Source organism: Bacillus sp. PK3_68 (assembly GCF_003600835.1).
Taxonomy (GTDB): domain Bacteria; phylum Bacillota; class Bacilli; order Bacillales; family Domibacillaceae; genus Pseudobacillus.
The window spans coordinates 2,335,777-2,357,480 of the sequence record NZ_NQYC01000001.1; the positions used below are offsets into that span (position 1 = coordinate 2,335,777).

Here is a 21,704-nt window from a genome sequence, read left to right on the forward strand (position 1 = left end):
AGGGTTTTTGATGAAGATTTTGCTTGCGACGGTCTACCATTATCCACATACAGGCGGCTTGTCGGTTCACGTGGCAACGCTGAAAGCCGGGTTAGAGGCGCGCGGCCATGAAGTGGATATTCTTTCTTTTTCTGATATACCCGAGTTTGAACAAAAAGCGAAGGTGCGCGGACCGGGCTTTTTAATGAATAAACTATCTAAAGGAAAAGGCTTTGTGTACGGCTTGAAAGCACGGAAAAAAATGCTGCAAAAGCTGATGGAACAAGTGAAGCACAAAAATTACGACATCGTGAACGCCCAGGAAGTATATGCGACATTCGCAGCGCTCGATGCCGGTCTTCCAGTTGTATCCACAGTACACGGCTACCTAACATATGAGGCGCTCAGTGCCGGCAACATTTTAAAGGGTAGCCCGGAAGAACGCTTTTTAATGGAAGAAGAAGTAAAAGCTTACCGCAGTACGCGTGCGATCATTACGGTGGATACGCGCATTAAAGAATATGTAGAACGGGAAGCAGGCGTGACGGGTACCGCCATCCGCAACTTCATTAATGTAGACGACTTCCGCCCGGACACAGAAAACAAAGCGGCCTACCGCAAGAAGCACGGTGTATCCGACGACGCTCCTGTCTTTTTCGTGCCGCGGCGATTAACGAAGAAAAACGGCGTCATCTATCCGATTCTCTCCTTGCCGGCTGTATTGGAGAAATACCCGAACGCCCAGTTGATCTACGCGGGAACCGGTGAAGCAATGGATGAAATGAAGCGCTTGATCGCTGAAAGAAAGATTGAAAACAATGTGACATTGCTCGGAGCGATTCCGCATGATGTCATTAAAGAGTATTACGCACTGGCAGATGTTATTTTAGTGCCGAGTGTTCACTCTGCCGGCGTGGAAGAAGCCACATCGATTTCCGCCCTGGAAGCCATGGGCTCCGGCCAGCCACTTATCGCCTGTGCTGTCGGCGGCTTAAAGGAAATCGTCGATCATAACGTGGACGGCCTTCTCGTCGAGGAAAAAAATGTGGAAGAGTTATCCGCTGCTATGGTTGAGCTGCTGGATGACCCAGAAAAAGGACGACAGCTCGCTGAACGGGCCCGTGCGAAGATTGAAGCTGAATACTCGCACCTTGCAGCTGCTGAAAAATATGAACAAATTTACCTTGGAGCAAAATAATGAATCCCCCGCGCCGATTGGCCGCGGGGGGTTTTCTTTAGTTCGTCCCTTTTCTAATAAAAAGGAAGCATGTTGTATAGCCAGGCTTCCAGCTTTTGAACCTTCAGCGGGATGACCCGCTTTTTATGATCGTTTTTTACTCTTTTCCTATAGAAAGAGCTCCGAAAGATCTCTCTTCCGGAGCTTGATGTTTAAAAATTAATCGCTCGTGCTAATGTGCTAACCGTATGAATAGCCTCAAAATCAAGCCCCAGCTGGACAGCTGTCTGAGCAATTTCTGGACGGATGCCAGATAGAGTGGATTTGACTCCAATCAAATTTAGGGCCTCAATCAATTGGAACAGCTGGTAAGCCACCATCGTGTCGATCATGACCACACCAGAGATATCAATCAGCAGGTGACTCACTCGCAGCTTCGCACACTGCTTTAATGTATTTTCTAAAATAAACTTGGCTCGTTGCGTGTCAATGTCACCGACTAGCGGCAACAGAGCTGTTCCACCTTTTAGCATAATGACCGGCGAGCTAAGTTCATTAATCATTTCTCGCTGAGCCTTAAGCATTTTTGATTGATACATATACGTTTCTTCAGTAAATTTGAGGATAACGTTATCAAACGCTTTGACGAACTTATCCTTCCACTGATCCACAAGCTCATCGCTGACATCCTCATTGTTTCTGGCGAATTCATGGATAAATTCCATATAGAGAAGGCGCACCCTCATAAACTCGCGGATAATAAAGTGAATCGGTGTATTGAGGTGTTCCTTGCTTCGGGATACTTCAAAAATCCAGTCATCAAACTTCTTATAAAAAACAGATTCCTCTTCAATGAGGAGATTGCACAAATAGCCATGGAACTTAAAATTTTGTTCCTTTAACTCAGCAATCACATCAGGGTCATTGGAAGCGTACACACCGGATGGATCACTTTTATCTAGCGAATCATACCATTCTTCTGTCAGTTGTTTCGCCTTTCCTGTTAAGAAATCATACATTCTTTTATTTAATTCCACTCGTTTCCCCCCTAACCGGCATATTTCTCTATCGTTCATTATATATCAATTAAAAAGACGAAACCAAAGAAAAGTTTAAACAGGCCAAAAGAAAGAAATAGATAGAGTAACAACTGTAGGAGGGACTGTATGGAATTGTTAAAGGTAGACGGAAAAGTGAACGTGGGAAAACTAGCATCGAGTGTCCTATTGCCTGTGGTCGGCGGATCCATCGTCGGTTTTCTGGCGACAAGAAACGCCAAAAAAGAATATAAAAGCTTAAAAAAGCCAAGCTTTGCTCCTCCATCGTGGGTATTCCCAGCAGCCTGGACAGGGTTATACACAACGATGGGCATTGCGCGTTACCGGGCGTCAGCAAAGGTAGAACAGAAAGAGCGTCTTCTCCCCTACGATATCCAGCTCGGTCTGAACTTTCTCTGGTCGTTCTTGTTCTTTAAATGGGAACTGCGCGGAGCCGCTTTTGCAGAAATTGCACTGCTCCTCGGGATGATCACGTTAACCGCCTATGAGTTTTACCAATTGGACCACACTGCCGGAAATTTAATGATCCCTTATGCCGCCTGGGTCGCATTTGCCCTCAGCTTAAATTATTCTATGTGGAAAATGAACTAAAACGCCGCGCCATGCGGCGTTTTAGTTTGTCGACAAAAGGGGGGCGGAATAAGATCGTTCCAAACCCTGTTGGTTGGAATGGAAGGCGCAAAGACTCCTGCGGGATCAGCGGGACAGGTGAGACCCCGCAGGCACTTTCGCGGCGAGGAGGCTCATCACCTGCCCCGCGGAAAGCGAAGCGCCTGGAACGAAAATCAACAGCCCGATTCACAAGCAAAATAAAAACGACTGCAGACAAACTCTCGAATTTCATTGAGTTTGTCTGCAGTCTGAAACGCCGCGCCATGCGGCTTTTTTTATGAACGGCCACCAGGAATGAAGATGCATTCTTTTGTTCATTATGAGCGAATCGATCTACTTGATGATCACAGCAGACGCTTAACTTCCCAGCTGATTTACGGTATTATTAAGTATTGGGTTTTTCATTCCTATTTTATATTGAGGTGGGTTTTGTGTCGTTGAAAAAGACGGCTCTCTGGCTTGGTTTGCTTGCGCTTGTTGTCAAGCTTTCCGGCTTTTTGAGAGAGAGTATTATTGCAAGGGAGTTTGGAGCCAGTCATTATACAGATGGATACTTGCTGGCATTTTCATTTATCACGCTTGTGATTGCTATGATTTCCGGCGGATTTAATAATGTGTTTTTGCCTATGTATGTCAAAAACCGGAAGGACGAGCCCGAGAAAACAGAACGAAACGCAAACGCGATCATGAACTTGACCGTTCTGCTCTTCCTTGTCATTTCTGTTGTCGGGTGGCTGCTGGCCCCTTACCTTGTGCCGGTCATCTATGGCAAAATGCCGCCGGCTACAGCTGAAATTGCCATTTCAGTTACCCGTTTCTTCTTCCTGTTTATGAGTGCGATCGCGCTCAACGGAATTCTCGATTCTTATTTGCAAGGACGGCGGATTTTTGTGCCTTCCCAAATCTCCAAGCTGTCCGCTACACTGATGGGTGCCATCTTTGCTTTGCTCTTTTCCGATCAGTGGGGCATTAACAGCCTGGCATACGGATTTATTTTCGGTACAGTTCTCGGTATTCTCATTCAGCTCTTCTTCCTTTGGAAAAAAGGCTGGCGCTGGCATCCTGCATTGAAAGTCGAGGAGCAATTTCAGCGGGCTTTTCTCGTATTGCTCGTTCCTTCTTTGCTTAATTCAGTAGTTGGCCAGATTAATATGTTTGTCAATAAATCGTTTGCTGTTAGTACCATTCCTGGGGCAGCCACTTATTTAAATAACGCGTCCCTGATTACGAGTATTCCGCACACGATTTATGGAACAACGATTGCGGTTATTATTTTTACCTTATTGTCTGAACAAGTCGATGAGCAGAAAAAATTCCAAAATACCTTTTTTATGGGCATGCAAGTTTCCCTGCTCACTTTAGCCCCTATCGCAGCCGGGTTGTTTTTAGTCGGACAGGAAGCCATTTCTTTCATCTTTGAGCGAGGAAAGTTTACCGCTCAGGATTCGTATAACACGTATCTCGCTCTCGTGTACTACTTGCCGACCATTGTTACTCAAGGACTTCAGTACATTGTGTCGAAATCAATGTATGCACGCGGGAAGACAAAAGTGGTTTTCCGGATTAGTGTAACGACCATCGCTTTGAACGCGCTTTTAAACTGGCTGTTCGTCGGTCCTTTCGGCTATCCTGGACTGGCGCTGACAGGATCGTTTGTATCGATTTATTATTTAGTTGTCAGTACGATATTCGTATACAAAGACTTTGAGAAAAATGAAGCAGCACGGCTGCTCGGTCTCGTTGTTCGCGTGCTGATTGTGACAGCCTTCATGGTCATTCCGCTATATGTATTAAAAATATTTACGCCGATTTCCCAATTGTATTCACTCTGGCAGCTCGCTATTATCGTTCCGCTCGGCGCGCTACTTTATATAGTCGGTCTCTTCCTCTTCTATAAGGAAGGATTTAATCAATTACTGAACCTTCTCAAGCGAAAAACACGTGCACAAGGCAGGTGAACAAAATGAAAGGTTGGATGTTGGCGGCCTTTGCAGTCATTCTCCTGCTAGCAGGCTGCTCGGAAGAAGACAACAGCAGCCAGGCTGCAGCGACGGTGACTGTGCCGCTCGGCGAGTTGAATCTCATTCTCGCTCAACATTTACCACTGCAAAATAAGAAAGAATCCAGCCTCTCTTCCTTTTATAAAGATGTGCTTTACACTTATAATTGGGGGGATCGCGGCCAGTTAAGGGTGAAGGTGCGCACGCTTAACAACGGGGATCGCTTCGTGATGATGCAGCTGAGGAATATGTCGAACGCACCGCTTTCCCTGGAGTCCAAGGTGAAAGACCCTCGGGCTGACGATTACTACTTTATCAATTGGCACCGGGAGATAAAAGCGCGAAAGCATGATCCAGTGATCGGCAACGATGTGACAACCCCTCCTTCCGGCCTGCTTCGTTACTCAGTGGATGGCGACTTTTTATATGAGGCAGTCGTCAGTAAACAATATCATTCAAGGACCAAAACACAGTTGTATGATAATGGGGAACAAAGCGTCGTGCGGGAACTGACAGCCGAAAAAGAAGCCCTTCAGCATGATGCATCTGGTTTCTCTTTTTCACTGGAAGCACCGCCGAAGCAAATGGCAGAGCAATGGTTCTTACTGGCGAAAGAACCTTTATTTAAAGCCGGGGATCACTTAAGCAGCTGGATTGACTTCCAGCATGTTCATTATAAAGAAGTGAATAACTGGTTCACAGTCAACGGAGCCATGAAAAAACTCCCGTGGTCGATTGAGCCTTTTACAAAGAAAGGCTATGGCCGCCACCTCGGTACGCTAATTGAAAAAGAAGCGATTGATCGCTATTTTAAATTCGGGGATCGCTATTTTTATGATTTGATGGTCCAATCAACGGCTAATTTGCTCGAGTACCGCCAAGAGCAAAAAAGCTCGGTCTGGAAAACAGAATACACGAGCACTTGGCTGAAACAAAAGTATGATATTACTTCTTCTTATGTAGATACACGTCATAATGAATTAATCTCTTTGTACTTATACCGGATCGGCAAAGAATTTGATGAAAAAGAACTAATGAAGGCTTTGCCAACTTATGCAGATTACTTGTTGAACTTAATTGCGATTAAGAATATTGTTCCTACTACAGAAGGCTATTTGCCTGCTGATTACTATTCGCCACACCAGGGCAAGCAATTTATCCATACATCGCTTAATCACGCACTCGGTGAAGCAAATATGTTTATCGACGCGTATAAAGCGACGGGCAATAAAAAATACTTGCTCGCTGCCCGTGAAATCCGCCTGGGCATTGAATCACTCGGCACGAAATGGATTCGGCCTAACGGAGATCTATGGTACCAGGTCAATCGTGATCTTACCTTTGATGGCAATGATTATGAGCAACTGACGTTAGACGATCTTGAACGCCACGAGAAAAGGTGGCAGGCGCTCGGCGGTAACAAGAGCCCTGTTCTGCAAAAATTAATAAAAAGCAAACGAAAAGCCATCCGGTAATTTCCGGATGGCTTTCTTTGATGAGTGCCCCCTGTTTTTATGCACAAGGCTTTAGGCATACAAATCCCCCTCCAAAGTGATGGAGGGGGGATGTCATTTATTTGGCAATTGGCAGCGGCGTCACGTATTGAGAGAACACATAAGCCTCTTTATATCGCAATTCGTCAGAAATGATCTTTTGCCATCCAGAAGCAGGAGCACCGATCATAACGACCGGCATACCAGCTTCTCTATACTTGAATTGGATCGCACCGTTCGGAGTAGAACGAACGTTTAATCCTTCGACATTCGTTAAGCCAATTTGGTATTTTCCGAAGTCTTTTTTCCCTAAGGCTTGGTCGATACGATACATGTGGCCGGCAACTTTTCCGCCCCATGCAATATCAGATGCATATTTCACATTAATACCGACACCTTTATTCCCGGCGGCCGCACCGTTGGAAACACTTTGTTTCCAAGCTCCCACAGGGTTCGGCACAACATAGCGGTCATTCAGATAGCCATCGGCTAAATGGTTAACACTGGCTACCGGAGATGGGAACGACTTTCCTTCTTCTGGCTTGCTGTCATAGACGGCAATGCCGAACAAGTTATTATTTACTTGTGCATGTCGGCTCATGCCGTAATCACTTTCATGAATGGCCATCGCCAAGACTAACAAGGCATTGATACGTTTTTCGGCTTCTACCTTCTTAAGCGTAGCGCCAAGGCCGATTAATTTGCTCTTTTTCGTTGCGTCCTTATATTTGGCAAGCCCTGTCGCTTGTCTTTCTGCTAGAGCTTTTTTGATATAGCTATCAAGCTGTGCAGCTGTATAATTTGTTGTTGTGCGGGCGGATAAAAATTGGAAATATTGATAAGCCGTACCGGCTACCCGTCCTTGATCATTATAGAAAGTGGCGTTATCCCAGCTATAGTATTTCTGATTAGCATTCAGGAAGCTCGGTGCTTTTCCAGCCACATAAGATACATAGCTTTTCGATGCAGGCTGATACATGAAATGCTGCAATTCTCCATTGCTCACCCGATAATAACTGCGGCCCGGTGCTCCTTCAAAAGGAACAAGCGTGCTATCGCTGTGCTTCATGTAATAGTCTCTGCCTCCGAGCGACGCTTTTACATAGCTGTCGGTTGAAGTAATATATTTTAGTTCGGCTCCTTTGACAGCATAAGACCGAGCTGTAACGAAACCTGGTTCACTGTACAGGTTAACGGTTGCACCGCTGTTGCCAGCAAACACCATGCCGCCATTTGTCGGCATATAGATGATTTTTTTATTCTTCAAGACCAACTCTTGTCCCCGTTGCTCCATCACTTGTTTAGCCGCAGCGAAGGTGCTGTACGAACCGGAAGCATAGGTCAGCTTGCCGCTCGCATCAATGGTCGCCACCTGATAAGCTCCCGTTGGTGATGGTGTTGGCTCTTCTTTCGGAGGGTCAGGCGTTGGAACAGGCGGTGGCGTTGGTTCCGGTGAAGGATCCGGCTCCGTGCTGCCCGATGTTTTCTTTGCTTCTAACAGGCGGTAAATAAAGGCGGCCGCATGATCACGTCTCGCGTTTTCCATAGGATTAAACGTGGTCGCGGAATAACCGCGAATAATATTCAACACATAGTTTTTGCCAATTGCTACTTTATGGGCGGAGCTTAAATCCTTAATATCGGTAAAAGGGGCCGCCGTGTATTTCACATCCATTTTTAAATAGTCCAACGCATTGCTGATCATTAAAGCCATGTCTTTTCTTGTAATTAAATCGTCTGGATGGAACCGTCCATCTGATCCGCCGTTGACAATTTTCGCAGCGGCGGCCGCATTAATGCCAGCGGAAAGCTTTAATGAAGGCGATACGTCTTTAAAGACCGATGGACCTGAAGGCAAGTCAAGTGCTCTCGTTAAAAATGTCGCAAACTCTGCCCTTGTTACGCTTTGATGCGGTCTAAAATCCCCGTCCTGATAACCTTGCATAATTCCCTGGTCAATCATTGCTTGTATTTCATCCTTCATGGCCGCTTGCGGGTTTAAAGGCGCGATAGCCGGGAATAATAAACTTAATGATATAGCTAAAGCAATCGCTTTTTTCTTTTTCAAAGTAATACTCCTTTCTAGAAACTAGTCTTTTGCACTCTCTTATTCTATCGGTCTCATTCAAGAATTTAATAGAATAAATGGATAATTTTTATAGAATGCTGATTAAAAAATAGCCCCGGAATAATTTCCAAGGCTATGATTCTTCTATTATTTTGCATTCATCGCATTATAGATAGCAGCTGAGAATGCCTCACGAGTTGCACGGTGATCGCCATAGTATTTTTCAGTTTTAAAGATACCTGTTTTATCGATCACGCTCATTGTCACAATTGGTTCATATGCCCAGTAACCGCTTTTAATTTCAGCGTATGGATTAGAGGCAGCAGCTGCATTGCCAAGCTTTAATTCAAAAGCTTTTTGGACAATAACGGCCATCTCTGTCCGGCTCATGTAAGCTTCTGGACGGAATGTTTTATCAGGGTAACCATTGATGATGCCAGCTTCACGAATAGCGGCAATGTCTACTGCAAAGCGGTTAGATTTCGGTACATCTTTGAAATGGCTCATAATTTCCGGCTTGCCCTTCAATACACGGTTGATAATGGCTGCGGCTTGTCCGCGTGTAACCGGCTCATCTGGTCTGAATGTATAATCATCAAATCCTTGGATGATATTTTGATCTGTCAACGTTGTAATGGCATCGTACGTAAGAGCTGTTTTTGGTACATCCTTGAAACCGTCAAAATACTCAACAACACGTTTTGAGCCCGCATATTTTGGACCCCAATAGTTATCATTTAAAGAAACTAAAGCAATTCCTTTACTAGAGGTTGCATTTAATACCATATTGTTTCCTGCATAAATACCAACGTGGGAAATCCCCGCTCTGTAAGTATTTTGAAGAAAACTAGATCTCCAGGTACTAACTCGCTCTTTGAAACAGCTGTACCGATTTTATATTGTTGATCTGTTGTTCTTGGAATAGAAATGCCAGCTGAGTGCTTATATACATATTGAGTGAAGCCGGAACAATCAAATCCTCTTGGCGTTGTTCCACCAAATACATAAGGGACACCCATGAATTTCTTTCCGTACTCTACTAATGATGCTCCAATTGACGTTGCTGCTTGTGCTTCTGTATGTGAAAGTGCTGGTATGGCGACTGGTGCGGTTGTCATTAACATAAACGAAGCTAATCCACTTGCTACGATTTTTTTAAATTTACCCACTGTAAACCCCCTGCATAGTTTAAAAAGTTTTGTCTTTTTTTCCTGTTTTTTCTCACTGAGGCTATTGTAACAAATATAAGTCTGCTATTCTTTTACGTTTGCATTACATTCATATGTTCCTATGTAACTCGCAAAAACACTGGTTTTACAACGCTTCCAAACTCTCCATATTTAGGAATTCAACAAGTTTGCAGGAAAACGGCTATTTTTCAGCAAAATATACATATTTGCGTAACATTGAAATATTCATGTAATAAAACTGATTATTCAGTCGTTTAATTAGTGACTTCTTTTTAAGAGCGGATGTCTAATAAATGAATTGTATTCCCTCCCAACTGGAAAAGCTGCTTGTCGATGACAAGCAGCTTTTCTGAAGGGCCTTCTTTATCTAAGTTGTTCATTTGTCGTCTTGGCCAGGAAGGCGGCAAAGCCAGCCCGATTAATGGCTGTAGATGGCCGGAATGTACCGTCTTCGAAGCCGCTAATAATCTTCTTGGCGGCAAGGCCGTTAATATACTCATAACCCGTCACCTTTGAATTAATGTCTTTGAAAGGACCTGTTTGCTCGCCGGCAATATGATAGGCCTTTGCAATTAAAATGGCCATTTCTGCCCGGGTAACCGGCTCATTTGGTCGAAACGTGCCGTCCGGAAAACCGGAGATAATCTTTGCTTCAGCTAGTGACTCAATGTAGCCAGATGAGCTGACAGCAGCCGTCACATCTTTAAAGCGAGTATCCTTTTTGGTGCCGTCCAGCCCCAAGGCACCGCCAAGCAAAATGGCTGCCTCGCTTCGTAAAATGGAACGCTCAGGCCGTATTTCTCCGTTCGAATATCCTTTCATCACACCTTCGTGGTACAAATACGTAATAAAGCGGTTATACCATTTATCCAGCGCAACATCTTGTAACACGGGGGCTGGGTTTTCGACCCGCAGGGAAAGAAAATCAGAACTTTCCTTGCCATTCACAACTGGGTGGAAGTAATACTGTACAGAGCCTTTTGTGGCGTAATCCGTCAGCTCTGAAGCCGTTACTTCCTTACTTATTAGCGTATCAAAGCGATACACATTATAAGTAGTGAATTTAGCAGCGGCTGCGCTTGTGTCGATGGTAATTTTCCCCTTGCCATCTGTACTGTAAGGTAACGCGACAGCTGAATCAACTGCATTTTTGTCCGTCCGTGCAAGGCCGTAACCATAGAAGTCATCTTTGCCAGGTGCACCGAGATCTAATGCATTTTTCTGTAGCAACAGGCGAATATGTTTGTTCGACATGTCCGGATATTTTTCTTTATACAAGGCAGCAAGGCCGACGACATAAGGCGAGGCCATCGAAGTGCCTGAAAGTGTCTTGTATCCGGTTGGCTCATTGGTTCTTATAGTAGTTGGATATGTACTATAAATCTTTTCGCCTGGTGCCGCCAGCTCTACTTCTTTGCCGATGGAAGCCAGTGCGCCGTGACTTTTATTCTCGTCCACTGAAGAAACAGCAATAACTTCTGGGAACTTAGCCGGGTATTGAACGGATGAAAGTTCACCGGTTAAAGGCTTTCCTTCATTTCCTGCAGCAGCGACAACAAGAATGCCGCTATCATAGGCGCGCTTGATCATGCGGTGAAGATATTCGTCCTCATAAGGTGACGTGATACTAATATTGATAATGTCCATTTTATTTTTAATGGCCCACTCCACTCCGGCCATCATCGTCGACGTGGTGCCCTCACCTAATTTATCGAGCACTTTCACTGAATAGATTTGAGCATTAGGAGCAATACCTACGACTCCAATGGAATTATCCTTTGCTGCAATAACGCCAGCGACATGAGTACCGTGCCCGTTATCGTCGTTATAAGAATTTTTACAGCCATCGATCCTCAGCACCGTCATCAGACAGGCTCCGCCGGCTACTTGAAGATCGGGGTGTTTCGTATCAACGCCTGAGTCGAGAATTCCGACTTTTACCCCTTTGCCAGTTAATGTACTAGGAACGCGCTTATCCGCCTCTATGGCCTTATAGCCCCATTCTACGCGCTGCGCACTTTTTTGTACTGGCTTGTCGTATTCGATCGAATGAATGCCCGGATAAAACTCTAGCAACTTCTTCTGAGCATCTGTTAATTCGACAGTCGCCGCTGGCAATTCGTTAAATACATAATTTACGTCCACCGTGTATTTTTCCAGCAGCTGTCGATCGACTTTCTCATTAAACAAAATAATAGCTCTCTTTTTCTCAAGCACGTTTGCATTTGCATCTGTAGGAAAAACATGAAGAAAGAGAAGCGCAGCAAACAATAGAAGAGAGTATTTTATCGTCTTACTCAAAGCGACCACCTCTCTTTTTGCAGAAATAAAATAAAGGAGACAGCAAGCTGTCTCCCCTAATTGTAACTTTTATTTTGATAGAATTCTATTTTATAAATTTCCTATTTTGCCACATCGTACAATGGATCAACTTGGTAACCTTTGGCTTTATAGTAGTCCAAAGTCCCGTAATAGATCGCTTTGGCAGCTGCGTTTCTCCAGTAATCAGAACGAAGCATATCGTTGTCCTTTTTCGTGTCAATGAAGCCAAGCTCCACCAAAACGGCAGGCATGGTATTTTCACGAATAACGTGGAAATTACCATTTTTCACGCCGCGGTTTGCTAAATTCCATGCCGCAACCATACGGGCTTGAATCTTGGATGCTAGCAGCTTGCTGTCTGTAACATTTGGATTCTTGTAAGCGGAATAATAATAAGTTTCTGATCCTGTACCGCCGCCGGCATTCGCATGAATGCTAATGAAAGTATTCGCACCGGCAGATTTTGCAAAGCTCACACGATCTCTTAATTCGACAAATTTGTCTGTCGAACGTGTCATTTTCACTTGGAAAGGTGTTTTCTTAAATAAATTGTTGAGCTTTAATCCTGTGTCAAGCACGACATTTTTTTCATAAATTCCAAATCCAGTAGCACCGGAATCATGTCCCCCATGGCCTGGATCAAGAACAATGACTTGCTTGGCAATACGCGGATCCACATTGCCGGCATTCGTTGCTTCAGCCGTGTTACGCAAATAAGAACCATGCACAAATCCTTCAAGAGAGCCATATTTAATGTAATTCCATGAACCCACTTTATAAGCGCTCTTCACTTGTTCATCCTGTTTAACTGCTCCCACTTTCGGATAAGCATCGCTTGGTCCTGTACGGACATTTAAGCTGTCTACGTTAATCCAGCGGGCATCTTTAAACGTCACTGTGTTGTCGACTAAACGGAATTGCGGATTAATAGCGCGCGCCAAAAAGACGGAGAAGTCCGCACGAATAATCAGTTCATCCGCACCAAAAGAGCCATCTGCTTTCCCTTGAGCAATGCCGCGAGATTTCAGGGCATTTGCTGCACCAGACAGCTTGTTGCCATACTCATATCCAAACGCTTTGCTAATCATTACCGCCATTTCACCGCGGGATACTTCTTGGTAAGGATGGAACGATTTGTCGCTGTACCCGGCAAGGATGCCTTTGTCAGCAGCAGATTGGATATAGCCTGAAGCAAACATTCCAGAACCGACATCTTTAAAAGAAGTTGGCCGTTTCGTACCATTCAGCTGAAGCGCACGTCCGATCAGCGTAGCCGCCTCTGCTCGAGTCATCCGTTTATTCGGACTGAACTGAGTAGCCGAAGCCCCTTGAGCAATTCCACCTTGCGCCAAATAGTAAATTTCTTTTGCCGCCCGGTGGGAAGCACCTACATCTGTAAAATTCGTTGCAGCCTGAGCTGTATTATTAACTCCGAATAGAGGAATGACCAATAGAAATGACAAAAAGACTAAAAAAGCACTTTTTTTCACACCTCTACCTCCTTTCTTATTTTTTTCCATTTTAACATATTCATTTTAAAACAAACGCCAATCTCAAAATCTACTTTTTAAAATTCATTGAACAATATTACTATCAAATTAAATAAAAGTATTTTCACCCTTAATTTGCCATAATGTCGTAATAACTGTAATTATGTTGAAAAAATACTAAATATTCTACCTGTTACCCATTCATCTATTTTCTTGCAAGAAAACCTCTATTCTCCTGCATAGACATTCCAATTTCTCTCAAGATTAAAGAACTATTCTCCAGGGTATAGAGTCATATATTCGTTGGCTGTATATCGTTTATCAGTTGATTTTCTTAAAAAATTTGTAACAATCCCTGCTAGTTCGCACGGGGGTTTCGCTCTCTGTCGGAGTTTGACGAGCGGTTCTTCCACATGCCCCCATGCTGGACAGCGGACTTCCTGCTCCTCCTTCCGATCAGTCAACATCGAATCGCTGTCGCTCTTCGTGTTTCCTTTATCGCATATGGAGCCGTCCAGTCTCTACGCCGCTGAACAAGCGCCTTCCGCTTTTCTTTGGCCAGCTATGAGCACCATCGGCTCGAGGTCATAAGCCCATCCCGTTAGAAGGTTACAGGACAACCTTCTACCCGGCTCGTCTTATGCTTGTCGCCGATAGGCGGGTGCTCTCCGCTTTTCTTTTGGCCAGCTACAGGTGCTAGCGTGTACGGCGGTTTCGCTCTCTCCGTCGGAGTCTAAAGAACGACTCCTTGTCGAGCCCTCCAACCTCCTATCACGCTAAACAAGCACCTTTCGCTTTTCTTAAACCATCTTTTTTCTGTTGCTTTTTTGTTTTATAATGAAAAGATATGAAATTTCTATGAGAGCGTCTTTATAATAAAGATTTTTTCCTGTTTCTTGTAGAAAGAACCCTAGTTTTCCTAGGGTTAAGGAGGTCTCAAATATGGCGGTTGAGTTAGAAACATTGAAGGGTCAACTGGATGCTTTCGGCGCAGAATTAAAGATAGAATTGAGCTCTGCTCAATCTAAGGATCAAGAAATTATGGAAGCGGGGTTCCGTCAATATTCAAACGAGCAGGTGGCGCTCAATCACCTGTCCACCGGCCTCATCAGTGGTTCGGTCGCACAGCCTGATGGCGAATCATTTCAAGTACACCTCGATCTCTCGTCCCCTCATTTAAGCAGCTGCACCTGCTCCCAAGACGGCTGGTGCGCTCACCAACTGGCAATTTTCTTCGAAGCTCGCCAGGAGACGGCAAAGTCTGCTTATGACTTTTTACGTGACTGGCAAACAGTAAAGCCTGATCCGGCTGCGATTCCTGGTGTGATGCGGGCCAGCGATTTATTAAAAACAACGATGGCGGCCAATGATGGACCAGAAGCTTGGATGAAGCGTATAGAACACGCAGCAGAGGAGCGTCTGGCGGCCCGTTCTGTTCATAAAAACCCCTATATTGTTGAATATGAAGGGAAGCAATTATATGAGTATTTATTAAAGCAGCGGCCAGCGAAAAGAGAATGGCAGCCGCTCTATGAATTGTATGTAAGCTTTGGATTGCTGACCTTTACCACAAAGTTGTTTAGCGGAACGACACTTTCTAAAGAATTGTTGCAGCGCTCCTGTTCCTCTTTTTTATTTTATATTGTAGAAGAAGCAGCCGATGCGGCTGAAGATATCGGGATGCACGCTCTGCCGTTTGAATTCGATCCATATATTCATTACTTGCGTAAGGAAACGGCTTCCCTTCTGGCTTCCGAGAGCACGGTGTTTACTGCCCAGCGCATCGATCTGTACCGTCAGTTATGGACTACTCTTTTCAAACGAGAAGCGTGGCGAAACGAAGAGCGCCAGCGACTGCAATCGCTGCTTCAGGAAAAGCAAGAGCTGACCGTATCTATTGGCTACTTGCACCACCTTTATTTGGCAGACGAGCTGGATGCCTTTATGGCCTTTGCTAAACGTTTGCCTGATACAGGAGTCGATTTATACCTTTTCTGGCTCATGGAAGCATCCAATGGCAAATACTATGAAAAGGCACGAATGCTGATCAAAATTATCGATCAAAAACTGGAAGGCTATTTGCAGCAGCTTGAACAAAGCGGCAGCATACAGAGCCGGCGATTTGTCCATTGGTTTTTAACCTATATCGATTCTGATTGGCTCATCGAAAAAGAACCTGTGCTGTATAAAAGCCTGCTGGAACGCATGCTTCCCTACAGCTATTCAGAGCTCAGCTTCTATTTCATTCAGACCGAACGATACAGAGAATGGGTAGAGTTACAATTATGGATGGATAGTGAGCTGCCGGATCTTGACCGCAACGGGCTAAAGGAAGCAGCTAAGCAGGCGCCACAGGAGGTATTGCCGCTTTATCATCATGGTATTCTTCGTTTAATTGAAGAGCGCAATCGCGCCAGCTACAAAAAAGCGGTTCGCTATTTAAAACGGCTGCGGACATTATATAAAAAGTTAAAACGTTCCGATCGCTGGGACGTCTACATTCATCTCTTACTGGAAAAGAAAAAACGGCTGCGGGCTTTCCAGGAAGAATGCAGAAAGGGTCAGTTAACGGATGCTTAAAACGAGAAAAATCATAATTCATATGGAATGGCTTGAGGATAAACATTTTTTTCTCCGGGCAGCCGCGGAAAATGGCCGCCCTCTCCCTCCCTCTGAGTGGGTAAAGCAACTGTTTCTCAGTCATGAAGAGAGCTTTTATGGTTCTCTGCTTGAGGAGGCTTCTTACCATGGGGAAGCAGGGATTCTTCTCTCTTCCTGGCAATGGGTCACCCTATTTAAAAATGAACAATTCAACCGCTTTATCCGTTGGGAATGGGATGAAGTGGGGGATTTCAGCCTTGCTGCCGCTCCGGCTATCTATGAAGCGATTACCGATGGGAGTTTCGTGCCTCACTTTACAGAAGAGGGCCTCTCTTTTCAAGTGCCGGACTCCGTTTGGGAAGAATTCGCCCCTGACTTTTGGGAGGAAGCGGTTGTAGGAATAAGCAATCGCGAGCTGGTCGCTGTACTTTTTCAAGCGTGTGCGGAACAAGCATTTAAAGAAGCCGGTGGCGCTCAGGCAAAAGTCAGCCGGCTAGCTGGCGGAAAATTGACACCGGAGGAGCTAAACCGCTATTTCGATGCAGACCGCTGGCAGGAATGGCTGAACATGGAGGACAGCGCCACTCCGTTCTCTGCCGGTCTGCGTTTGACAGAACCCGAAAATGATCATGATCATTGGACGCTTGAGTGTGTGCTCATTAGTCGGAAAAACAATGAAAAAATTTATCCTCTGGTTGGAAAGATCCCAAAGAGCTGGCAACTTTATCTTTCAGAAGCCGAGGAAGAACAAGCACGCTGGCTGCGGCTCTTCCCTTGGTTGGAGGAAGAAGGATCACTTTGTTCGAGCTTGTCGGAAGAGCTGGCTTTTCTCTTTCTGACGGAAGCAAGTGAAAAATTGATCCAGCTTGGCATTCCGATTCTTTTGCCTTCTTGGTGGGAGTCCATCCGGAATACATCTTTGTCATTATCCGCAAAAGTGTCTACCACAGCAACGAGCAGGCCATCATTTGTGGGCTTGCAGGCTATTCTTGACTTTAACTGGCGCCTGTCGATGAACGGCGCTGATTTATCTGAGGAAGAATTTATGGAGCTGGCTGCGAACAATCGCCGGCTGGTAAAAGTAAATGGAGAATGGATTCAGTTAGACCCGGAAATGGTGCGCAAGATTCAAGGGCTAATGAAAAGAGCCAAAAAGGAAGGCTTGCGGCTGCAAGATTTGCTGGAGCAAGAGTTCGTTCCTGAAGAAGAGCCAACTGATGACTGGAGCGATCCACGGCTATTTGCTCATATTCAAATTGAACTGAACCGGTCATTCCGTAAAATGATGGCCCAGTTAAAAGACACGTCTTCTATTCCGCTCATGTCTGTCCCTGCTGATTTACACGCTGAATTGCGGCCATACCAACAGTTTGGCATGAGCTGGCTGTTGTTCTTGCGCTCATGCGGATTTGGCGCAGTACTCGCAGACGATATGGGTCTTGGTAAGACCATCCAGCTCATTTCTTACTTGCTTCATGTCAAAAGCCAAGAACAGCCTACAGCTCCGGCGCTGATTGTTTGTCCAACCTCTGTTCTTGGCAACTGGCAAAAAGAGCTGGAGCGTTTTGCACCAAATCTACGGGTCATACTTCACTATGGAAACAGTCGGAAGCAGGGAGAAAGCTTTGAACAGCTCGCCAGTGAAACAGACGTAGTTTTAACCACATACAGCCTGTCTCACCTCGATTTTGAAACCTTGTCAGCCATTGAATGGAATACCGTAGCGCTCGATGAAGCTCAAAATATAAAAAATGCCCAAACAAAACAATCCCGTGCTGTGCGCAAACTAAAAGGCCGACATCATATTGCATTAACCGGGACACCAATGGAAAATCGACTCGCTGAACTGTGGTCCATCTTTGACTTCACAAATCATGGTTATTTAAACAGTCTCGCTCACTTTCAGAAACATTATATTGTACCGATCGAAAAAGATGGGTTAAAAACTAGAATTGAACAGCTCCAAGCAAAAATTCGCCCATTTTTATTGCGGCGGACGAAAAATGACCCGGATGTTGAATTGAATCTTCCTGAAAAGCTGGAGCAAAAAGAATATTGCCCGCTTACAACTGAGCAAGCGGTGCTATATGAACAGCTCGTTAATGAAACAATGGAAGAAATCCGAAGACTGGCGGCTTTTGAACGCCGAGGGCTCATTTTGCAAATGCTCAATAAAATTAAACAGCTGTGCAATCATCCAGCACTTTATTTGAAAGAACAGGAGCCGGCACATATTGTAGAACGTTCAGAAAAGATGAATAAGCTGATCGAGCTGACGGGAAATATTATTGAACGTCAGGAAGCCTGTCTGGTTTTCACTCAATACATTGGCATGGGGGAAATGATCAAGCAAGAGCTTGAAAAGCAATTTGCAATTACTGTTCCTTTCCTGAGTGGAAGCACGTCCAAGGATCAGCGTGACCGCCTCGTTGCCGAGTTTCAAGAAGGCCGCTTCCCAGTCTTTTTACTTTCGTTGAAAGCAGGTGGCACTGGACTGAATTTAACTGCCGCCAATCACGTCATCCATTTTGACCGCTGGTGGAATCCAGCCGTTGAAAACCAGGCAACCGACCGAGCTTACCGGATCGGCCAAAGCCGGTTCGTTCACGTGCATAAGATGATCACAACGGGAACGCTGGAAGAAAAGATTGATGCCATGCTAGAGAAAAAACAAGCACTGAATGATGAAATTATTAGCAGCGACCAGTGGATCACAGAAATGACTGATAATCAATTGAAGGAACTTTTAGAATTGAGATAGCCCATGCGAAAGAGCCAGCTCTGAGGAAGAGCTGGCTCTTTTATGAAGGACTATTTCGAGGATTCGTTATGCGTAGAGCCTGTTCGGCTAAATTGAATGGATGATTGAGGTATCATCTACAACGGATCATGGATCATTGTGCAGCCGGCTGTGGATTTTTCTGAAGGTGCTGATGTTCTAAACGTTTTAGTTTTTCTTCAACGACGCGGAGTCTGGCAAGGGTTTTGCCGAGGCAGTAGGTTACTTCTTCTAATCTTTTTTCCAGGCGTTCATTTGAAATCATTCTTTTCTCCCTCTTCTCTTTTCCATCTAAGGTATAGGCAAAATCGGCAGGAGCTCGGAAGAAGTGCCGGAGCGTTTCTTATCCATAAATCGGACGGTATGAACGCTTACTTCTGTTACATACACCTTTTTCCCATCCTTATTTTCATAATTCCGTGTCTGAATGGTACCAAGCACACCGATTAACGATCCTTTTTGACAGTACTTGGCCGTATTCTCCGCTGAATGGTTCCAAACCGTACAATAGATAAAATCGGTTTCTGCTATCCCCTCTTGATTGCGGTACGGGCGGCTTACCGCCACCGTCATATTTAAGAATGGACGGCCATCCGCCGTATATTTTACTTGGGGATCTTTCGTCAGCCTGCCAACGAGTGTCACTTGGTTAATCAACCCTGTCCCTCCTTTCTGTTAAGATGCTTTTATCATAATCAAGCGGGCACGAAGAGTAAAAACGACATTTCAGATATAAGCATCCATATTTTACAAATAATTGACGTTTATCTGCAAAAAGAGACAAATGCTTCTTTAGAACGTAAAAAACCCACCCATTCAAGTTTGTATGGTTCTTTATGGGAACGTGCTATACTTTCTATTAGGAAGCCATTGAAAAGGAAGGGAGCGTTATTTGCATGAAAACCTTTAAAATTGCCGGCTTTTATCTTGCCGGGCAAAACGAAGCCCAAGAAATCGAGTTACTAGATGGGTTGATCATTAATAGAGAAGATGACAAGCGTTCCTGGCTGATTGAACTATTTGTTCATCCAAAGTACGAAGAAGTATTCCATCAATGTAAAAAACAAGAAGACGAGCTAAAGGTTGAGGTGCTGATTACTCATCCGAATAATGACCCAGCACTCTTTTTCGCCCAAGTGAGAGGATTAAACCATTTAGAGGGCGGTCTCAGCATCCTCCTTGAAGGACGGCTTCGGCAAATGAGAAATGAATACGCTAAGCAGGTTCTTTCCGATCTTGTACACAAAGGATTAAGCGGGGAAGATCTAATCGATTCATTTAATACTTGCTTGAAGCAGAGAAAAAATGCTCCATCCGTGAAAAAAACCTAAAAGCCATCCGGCCTGATTATCAGACCGGATGGCTTTTTCTATTGACCCGGCTCATAATTGGTCCTCTGAGTGTGGACGAGCAGAAGGCTATAAAAAAAGAGCTGGCTTTTCTGCAGCCGCTCTTTAGTGGATAAGGCCAGACTCAAGGTCATTCTGGCCAGTATCGATTGTATGATAGAGTTTTTGGATTATATATTGAATGTCCTGCTTTCGATAGGCGCGGACCGGTAATTCTTTCTCATAGACCTGATAATAAAGAATGGCAGCAAGAGATAGCTCTAATTCATTAGCTGGCATCAGCTGCTCTTCTTTTTTTTAGCTGATCAGTTAAAAGCTCAATATAAAACTTTGCTTCTGATCGGCAAGAAAAGTCAAAATCAGTACCCATTTTCTTTTGCAAAACAGCAAGTTCTTGGAGCTGCTCTGCTGTAGGCTCTTCCGAAAAGACTTTTTCAATGACTTCATTAATCTTTGCAGCCAGCTCTTCATGGAACTCGGGGCTTGATTTCATTTCGCTGTCCACCTTGCTATACCAAGAGGAGCTTGTATGAATGTAAGTTCTCCACTCATCCATGAAATCTTCAAAGCGATATGCTTTTTCATCCCATGAAATTTTAGCCATATATTGTTCAAATGCTATTTTAATTGAACGAGTGATACTTATTTTTATACCTTGCGATAAACTGCTCAACATTTACAACAAGTACCTCCTAGAGAGTCTTGATGAAACCCTGTGAAAATGGTAACATCTATTACTTTATCACATCTATACAGGATTTGACAAAGTTTTTTCAAAAAAACAAATGTAGGAAAATCTTAATGGCTTTCAGGAAAAAGGGCTGGCTCGGCTATAGTGCTGCCTGCCTATAATCTTTAAACTATCATATCATTCTCTTATATAAATGCCAAAAAATAAAAACAGAGAGCAAGAGTCTCTCTGTTTTTTTACTTATTTTAAGGCAAATGTAATTTCAGCTTCACAAGCAAGTTCACCATTTACTGTTGCAACAGCTTTCCCTTTTCCAACAGGCCCCCGCAAGCGCGTCATTTCCACTTCAAGGCGCAGCTGATCACCAGGTACTACTTGGCGTTTGAAGCGGCAACTGTCAATGCCTCCAAAGAAAGCAAGCTTGCCACGGTTCTCTTCTTTCATTAACATGGCCACCGCTCCCACTTGGGCGAGAGCTTCAACAATTAACACGCCGGGCATCACCGGATAGTCCGGAAAGTGGCCATTAAAGAACTCTTCATTGGCTGTTACATTTTTTATACCGACCGCTCTCTTTCCTTCTTCTACTTCAAGGACTTTATCAACAAGCAAAAATGGATAGCGGTGCGGGATAATTTCTTTAATCTGTTGAATATCTAGCATCTTTTTCCTCCAGGTCATAATAAGCTATTTACCAGTACCTCTACTAAGTGTATCCATGTTGCGGGCAGAAAAACCTCAAGCGGGTTTCCATTCCCGACGACACTATAGCCCACTATGGCTCCTACTGTTGCAAAGAGTGCGAGCAAAAACAAATTCACGACAAACCGGCCAAGAGGTGTGAGCCTGGTACGCTTTTTTTTCTTTCTTTGCAAATCTTCAGTCACATTGTTTC

General features: G+C 44.5%; 19 protein-coding genes and 1 pseudogene. 7 read left to right on the forward strand and 13 right to left on the reverse strand.

Going from position 1 to position 21,704, the window contains the following annotated elements:
• Positions 1-10 precede the first annotated feature (10 nt).
• The gene (locus tag CJ483_RS11940) at positions 11-1,177 is read left to right on the forward strand and encodes a glycosyltransferase family 4 protein (protein WP_120037986.1); all 1,167 of its coding nucleotides are present in this window, start codon (positions 11-13) and stop codon (positions 1,175-1,177) included.
• A gap of 191 nt (positions 1,178-1,368) precedes the next feature.
• Here the strand turns inward: CJ483_RS11940 and CJ483_RS11945 are convergent, their stop codons facing one another.
• The gene (locus tag CJ483_RS11945; RefSeq protein ID WP_182917034.1) at positions 1,369-2,193 is read right to left on the reverse strand and encodes an STAS domain-containing protein; all 825 of its coding nucleotides are present in this window, start codon (positions 2,191-2,193) and stop codon (positions 1,369-1,371) included.
• A gap of 129 nt (positions 2,194-2,322) precedes the next feature.
• Between CJ483_RS11945 and CJ483_RS11950 the strand changes: the two genes are divergently transcribed.
• Positions 2,323-2,805, forward strand: coding sequence for a TspO/MBR family protein (locus tag CJ483_RS11950; protein ID WP_120035221.1), 483 nt, complete (start codon positions 2,323-2,325; stop codon positions 2,803-2,805).
• On the opposite strand, the gene CJ483_RS24240 is transcribed toward CJ483_RS11950, so the two are convergent.
• Positions 2,786-3,058, reverse strand: a complete 273-nt coding sequence (locus tag CJ483_RS24240) for a hypothetical protein (protein ID WP_142927228.1) — start codon at positions 3,056-3,058, stop codon at positions 2,786-2,788. The genes CJ483_RS11950 and CJ483_RS24240 overlap by 20 nt on opposite strands.
• Positions 3,059-3,257: 199 nt before the next feature.
• On the opposite strand from CJ483_RS24240, the gene murJ reads away from it, so the two are divergent.
• Positions 3,258-4,784, forward strand: coding sequence for a murein biosynthesis integral membrane protein MurJ (gene murJ / locus CJ483_RS11955; protein ID WP_120035223.1), 1,527 nt, complete (start codon positions 3,258-3,260; stop codon positions 4,782-4,784).
• A 5-nt stretch (positions 4,785-4,789) separates the two neighbouring features.
• A complete protein-coding gene (locus tag CJ483_RS11960) occupies positions 4,790-6,301 on the forward strand; it encodes a hypothetical protein (RefSeq protein ID WP_120035225.1) in 1,512 nt (503 codons plus the stop codon).
• 97 nt (positions 6,302-6,398) lie between these two features.
• On the opposite strand, the gene CJ483_RS11965 is transcribed toward CJ483_RS11960, so the two are convergent.
• From CJ483_RS11965 to CJ483_RS11980, 5 genes and pseudogenes are all read right to left on the reverse strand, one after another.
• Positions 6,399-8,387 (reverse strand): S-layer homology domain-containing protein, encoded by a 1,989-nt coding sequence (locus CJ483_RS11965; protein WP_120035227.1) that lies wholly within the window; start codon positions 8,385-8,387, stop codon positions 6,399-6,401.
• A 147-nt stretch (positions 8,388-8,534) separates the two neighbouring features.
• On the reverse strand, positions 8,535-9,173 hold the full coding sequence (locus CJ483_RS11970) for an S-layer homology domain-containing protein (protein ID WP_259455629.1): 639 nt from the start codon (positions 9,171-9,173) through the stop codon (positions 8,535-8,537).
• Positions 9,147-9,511, reverse strand: a pseudogene (locus CJ483_RS25080) (C40 family peptidase); the annotation flags it as partial. The gene CJ483_RS11970 and the pseudogene CJ483_RS25080, both read right to left, overlap by 27 nt.
• Positions 9,512-9,940: 429 nt before the next feature.
• Positions 9,941-11,878, reverse strand: coding sequence for a S8 family serine peptidase (locus CJ483_RS11975; protein ID WP_142927229.1), 1,938 nt, complete (start codon positions 11,876-11,878; stop codon positions 9,941-9,943).
• A gap of 101 nt (positions 11,879-11,979) precedes the next feature.
• On the reverse strand, positions 11,980-13,389 hold the full coding sequence (locus CJ483_RS11980; protein WP_259455631.1) for an N-acetylmuramoyl-L-alanine amidase: 1,410 nt from the start codon (positions 13,387-13,389) through the stop codon (positions 11,980-11,982).
• Positions 13,390-14,331: 942 nt separating this feature from the next.
• Between CJ483_RS11980 and CJ483_RS11990 the strand changes: the two genes are divergently transcribed.
• Both CJ483_RS11990 and CJ483_RS11995 read left to right on the forward strand, forming a co-directional pair.
• Entirely contained in the window at positions 14,332-15,969 is a 1,638-nt protein-coding gene (locus CJ483_RS11990; RefSeq protein WP_120035235.1) for a hypothetical protein, read from the forward strand.
• A complete protein-coding gene (locus CJ483_RS11995) occupies positions 15,962-18,751 on the forward strand; it encodes a DEAD/DEAH box helicase (RefSeq protein ID WP_120035237.1) in 2,790 nt (929 codons plus the stop codon). The genes CJ483_RS11990 and CJ483_RS11995 overlap by 8 nt, the downstream gene beginning before the upstream one ends.
• A 133-nt stretch (positions 18,752-18,884) precedes the next feature.
• Here CJ483_RS11995 and CJ483_RS24515 read toward each other — a convergent pair whose 3' ends face one another.
• Positions 18,885-19,034, reverse strand: a complete 150-nt coding sequence (locus tag CJ483_RS24515) for a hypothetical protein (RefSeq protein ID WP_182917035.1) — start codon at positions 19,032-19,034, stop codon at positions 18,885-18,887.
• Positions 19,035-19,060: 26 nt separating this feature from the next.
• Positions 19,061-19,426, reverse strand: coding sequence for a single-stranded DNA-binding protein (locus CJ483_RS12000; protein ID WP_120035239.1), 366 nt, complete (start codon positions 19,424-19,426; stop codon positions 19,061-19,063).
• Between the two features lie 239 nt (positions 19,427-19,665).
• On the opposite strand from CJ483_RS12000, the gene CJ483_RS12005 reads away from it, so the two are divergent.
• Positions 19,666-20,100, forward strand: coding sequence for a YwpF family protein (locus tag CJ483_RS12005; RefSeq protein WP_120035241.1), 435 nt, complete (start codon positions 19,666-19,668; stop codon positions 20,098-20,100).
• Positions 20,101-20,223: 123 nt separating this feature from the next.
• Here the strand turns inward: CJ483_RS12005 and CJ483_RS24520 are convergent, their stop codons facing one another.
• From CJ483_RS24520 to CJ483_RS12020, 4 genes are all read right to left on the reverse strand, one after another.
• Complete coding sequence (locus tag CJ483_RS24520; protein ID WP_182917036.1) at positions 20,224-20,397, reverse strand: hypothetical protein; 174 nt, start codon at positions 20,395-20,397, stop codon at positions 20,224-20,226.
• On the reverse strand, positions 20,387-20,794 hold the full coding sequence (locus CJ483_RS12010; RefSeq protein ID WP_120035243.1) for a hypothetical protein: 408 nt from the start codon (positions 20,792-20,794) through the stop codon (positions 20,387-20,389). Before CJ483_RS12010 ends, CJ483_RS24520 begins: the two co-directional genes overlap by 11 nt.
• Before the next feature lie 255 nt (positions 20,795-21,049).
• Positions 21,050-21,472, reverse strand: coding sequence for a 3-hydroxyacyl-ACP dehydratase FabZ (gene fabZ / locus CJ483_RS12015; protein ID WP_120035246.1), 423 nt, complete (start codon positions 21,470-21,472; stop codon positions 21,050-21,052).
• A gap of 14 nt (positions 21,473-21,486) precedes the next feature.
• Positions 21,487-21,696 (reverse strand): DNA-directed RNA polymerase subunit beta, encoded by a 210-nt coding sequence (locus tag CJ483_RS12020; RefSeq protein ID WP_120035248.1) that lies wholly within the window; start codon positions 21,694-21,696, stop codon positions 21,487-21,489.
• Between the last annotated feature and the right edge of the window lie 8 nt (positions 21,697-21,704).

Bases quoted from the DNA above. Each gene is read 5' to 3' on its own strand.
- CJ483_RS11940 (WP_120037986.1), top strand. From the start codon at position 11: ATGAAGATTTTGCTTGCGACGGTCTACCATTATCCACATACAGGCGGC.
- CJ483_RS11950 (WP_120035221.1), top strand. From the start codon at position 2,323: ATGGAATTGTTAAAGGTAGACGGAAAAGTGAACGTGGGAAAACTAGCA.
- CJ483_RS24240 (WP_142927228.1), bottom strand. From the start codon at position 3,058: ATGAAATTCGAGAGTTTGTCTGCAGTCGTTTTTATTTTGCTTGTGAAT.
- CJ483_RS11960 (WP_120035225.1), top strand. From the start codon at position 4,790: ATGAAAGGTTGGATGTTGGCGGCCTTTGCAGTCATTCTCCTGCTAGCA.
- CJ483_RS11970 (WP_259455629.1), bottom strand. From the start codon at position 9,173: ATGGTATTAAATGCAACCTCTAGTAAAGGAATTGCTTTAGTTTCTTTA.
- CJ483_RS11990 (WP_120035235.1), top strand. From the start codon at position 14,332: ATGGCGGTTGAGTTAGAAACATTGAAGGGTCAACTGGATGCTTTCGGC.
- CJ483_RS11995 (WP_120035237.1), top strand. From the start codon at position 15,962: ATGCTTAAAACGAGAAAAATCATAATTCATATGGAATGGCTTGAGGAT.
- CJ483_RS24515 (WP_182917035.1), bottom strand. From the start codon at position 19,034: ATGATTTCAAATGAACGCCTGGAAAAAAGATTAGAAGAAGTAACCTAC.
- CJ483_RS12005 (WP_120035241.1), top strand. From the start codon at position 19,666: ATGAAAACCTTTAAAATTGCCGGCTTTTATCTTGCCGGGCAAAACGAA.
- CJ483_RS24520 (WP_182917036.1), bottom strand. From the start codon at position 20,397: ATGCCAGCTAATGAATTAGAGCTATCTCTTGCTGCCATTCTTTATTAT.
- CJ483_RS12010 (WP_120035243.1), bottom strand. From the start codon at position 20,794: ATGTTGAGCAGTTTATCGCAAGGTATAAAAATAAGTATCACTCGTTCA.
- fabZ (WP_120035246.1), bottom strand. From the start codon at position 21,472: ATGCTAGATATTCAACAGATTAAAGAAATTATCCCGCACCGCTATCCA.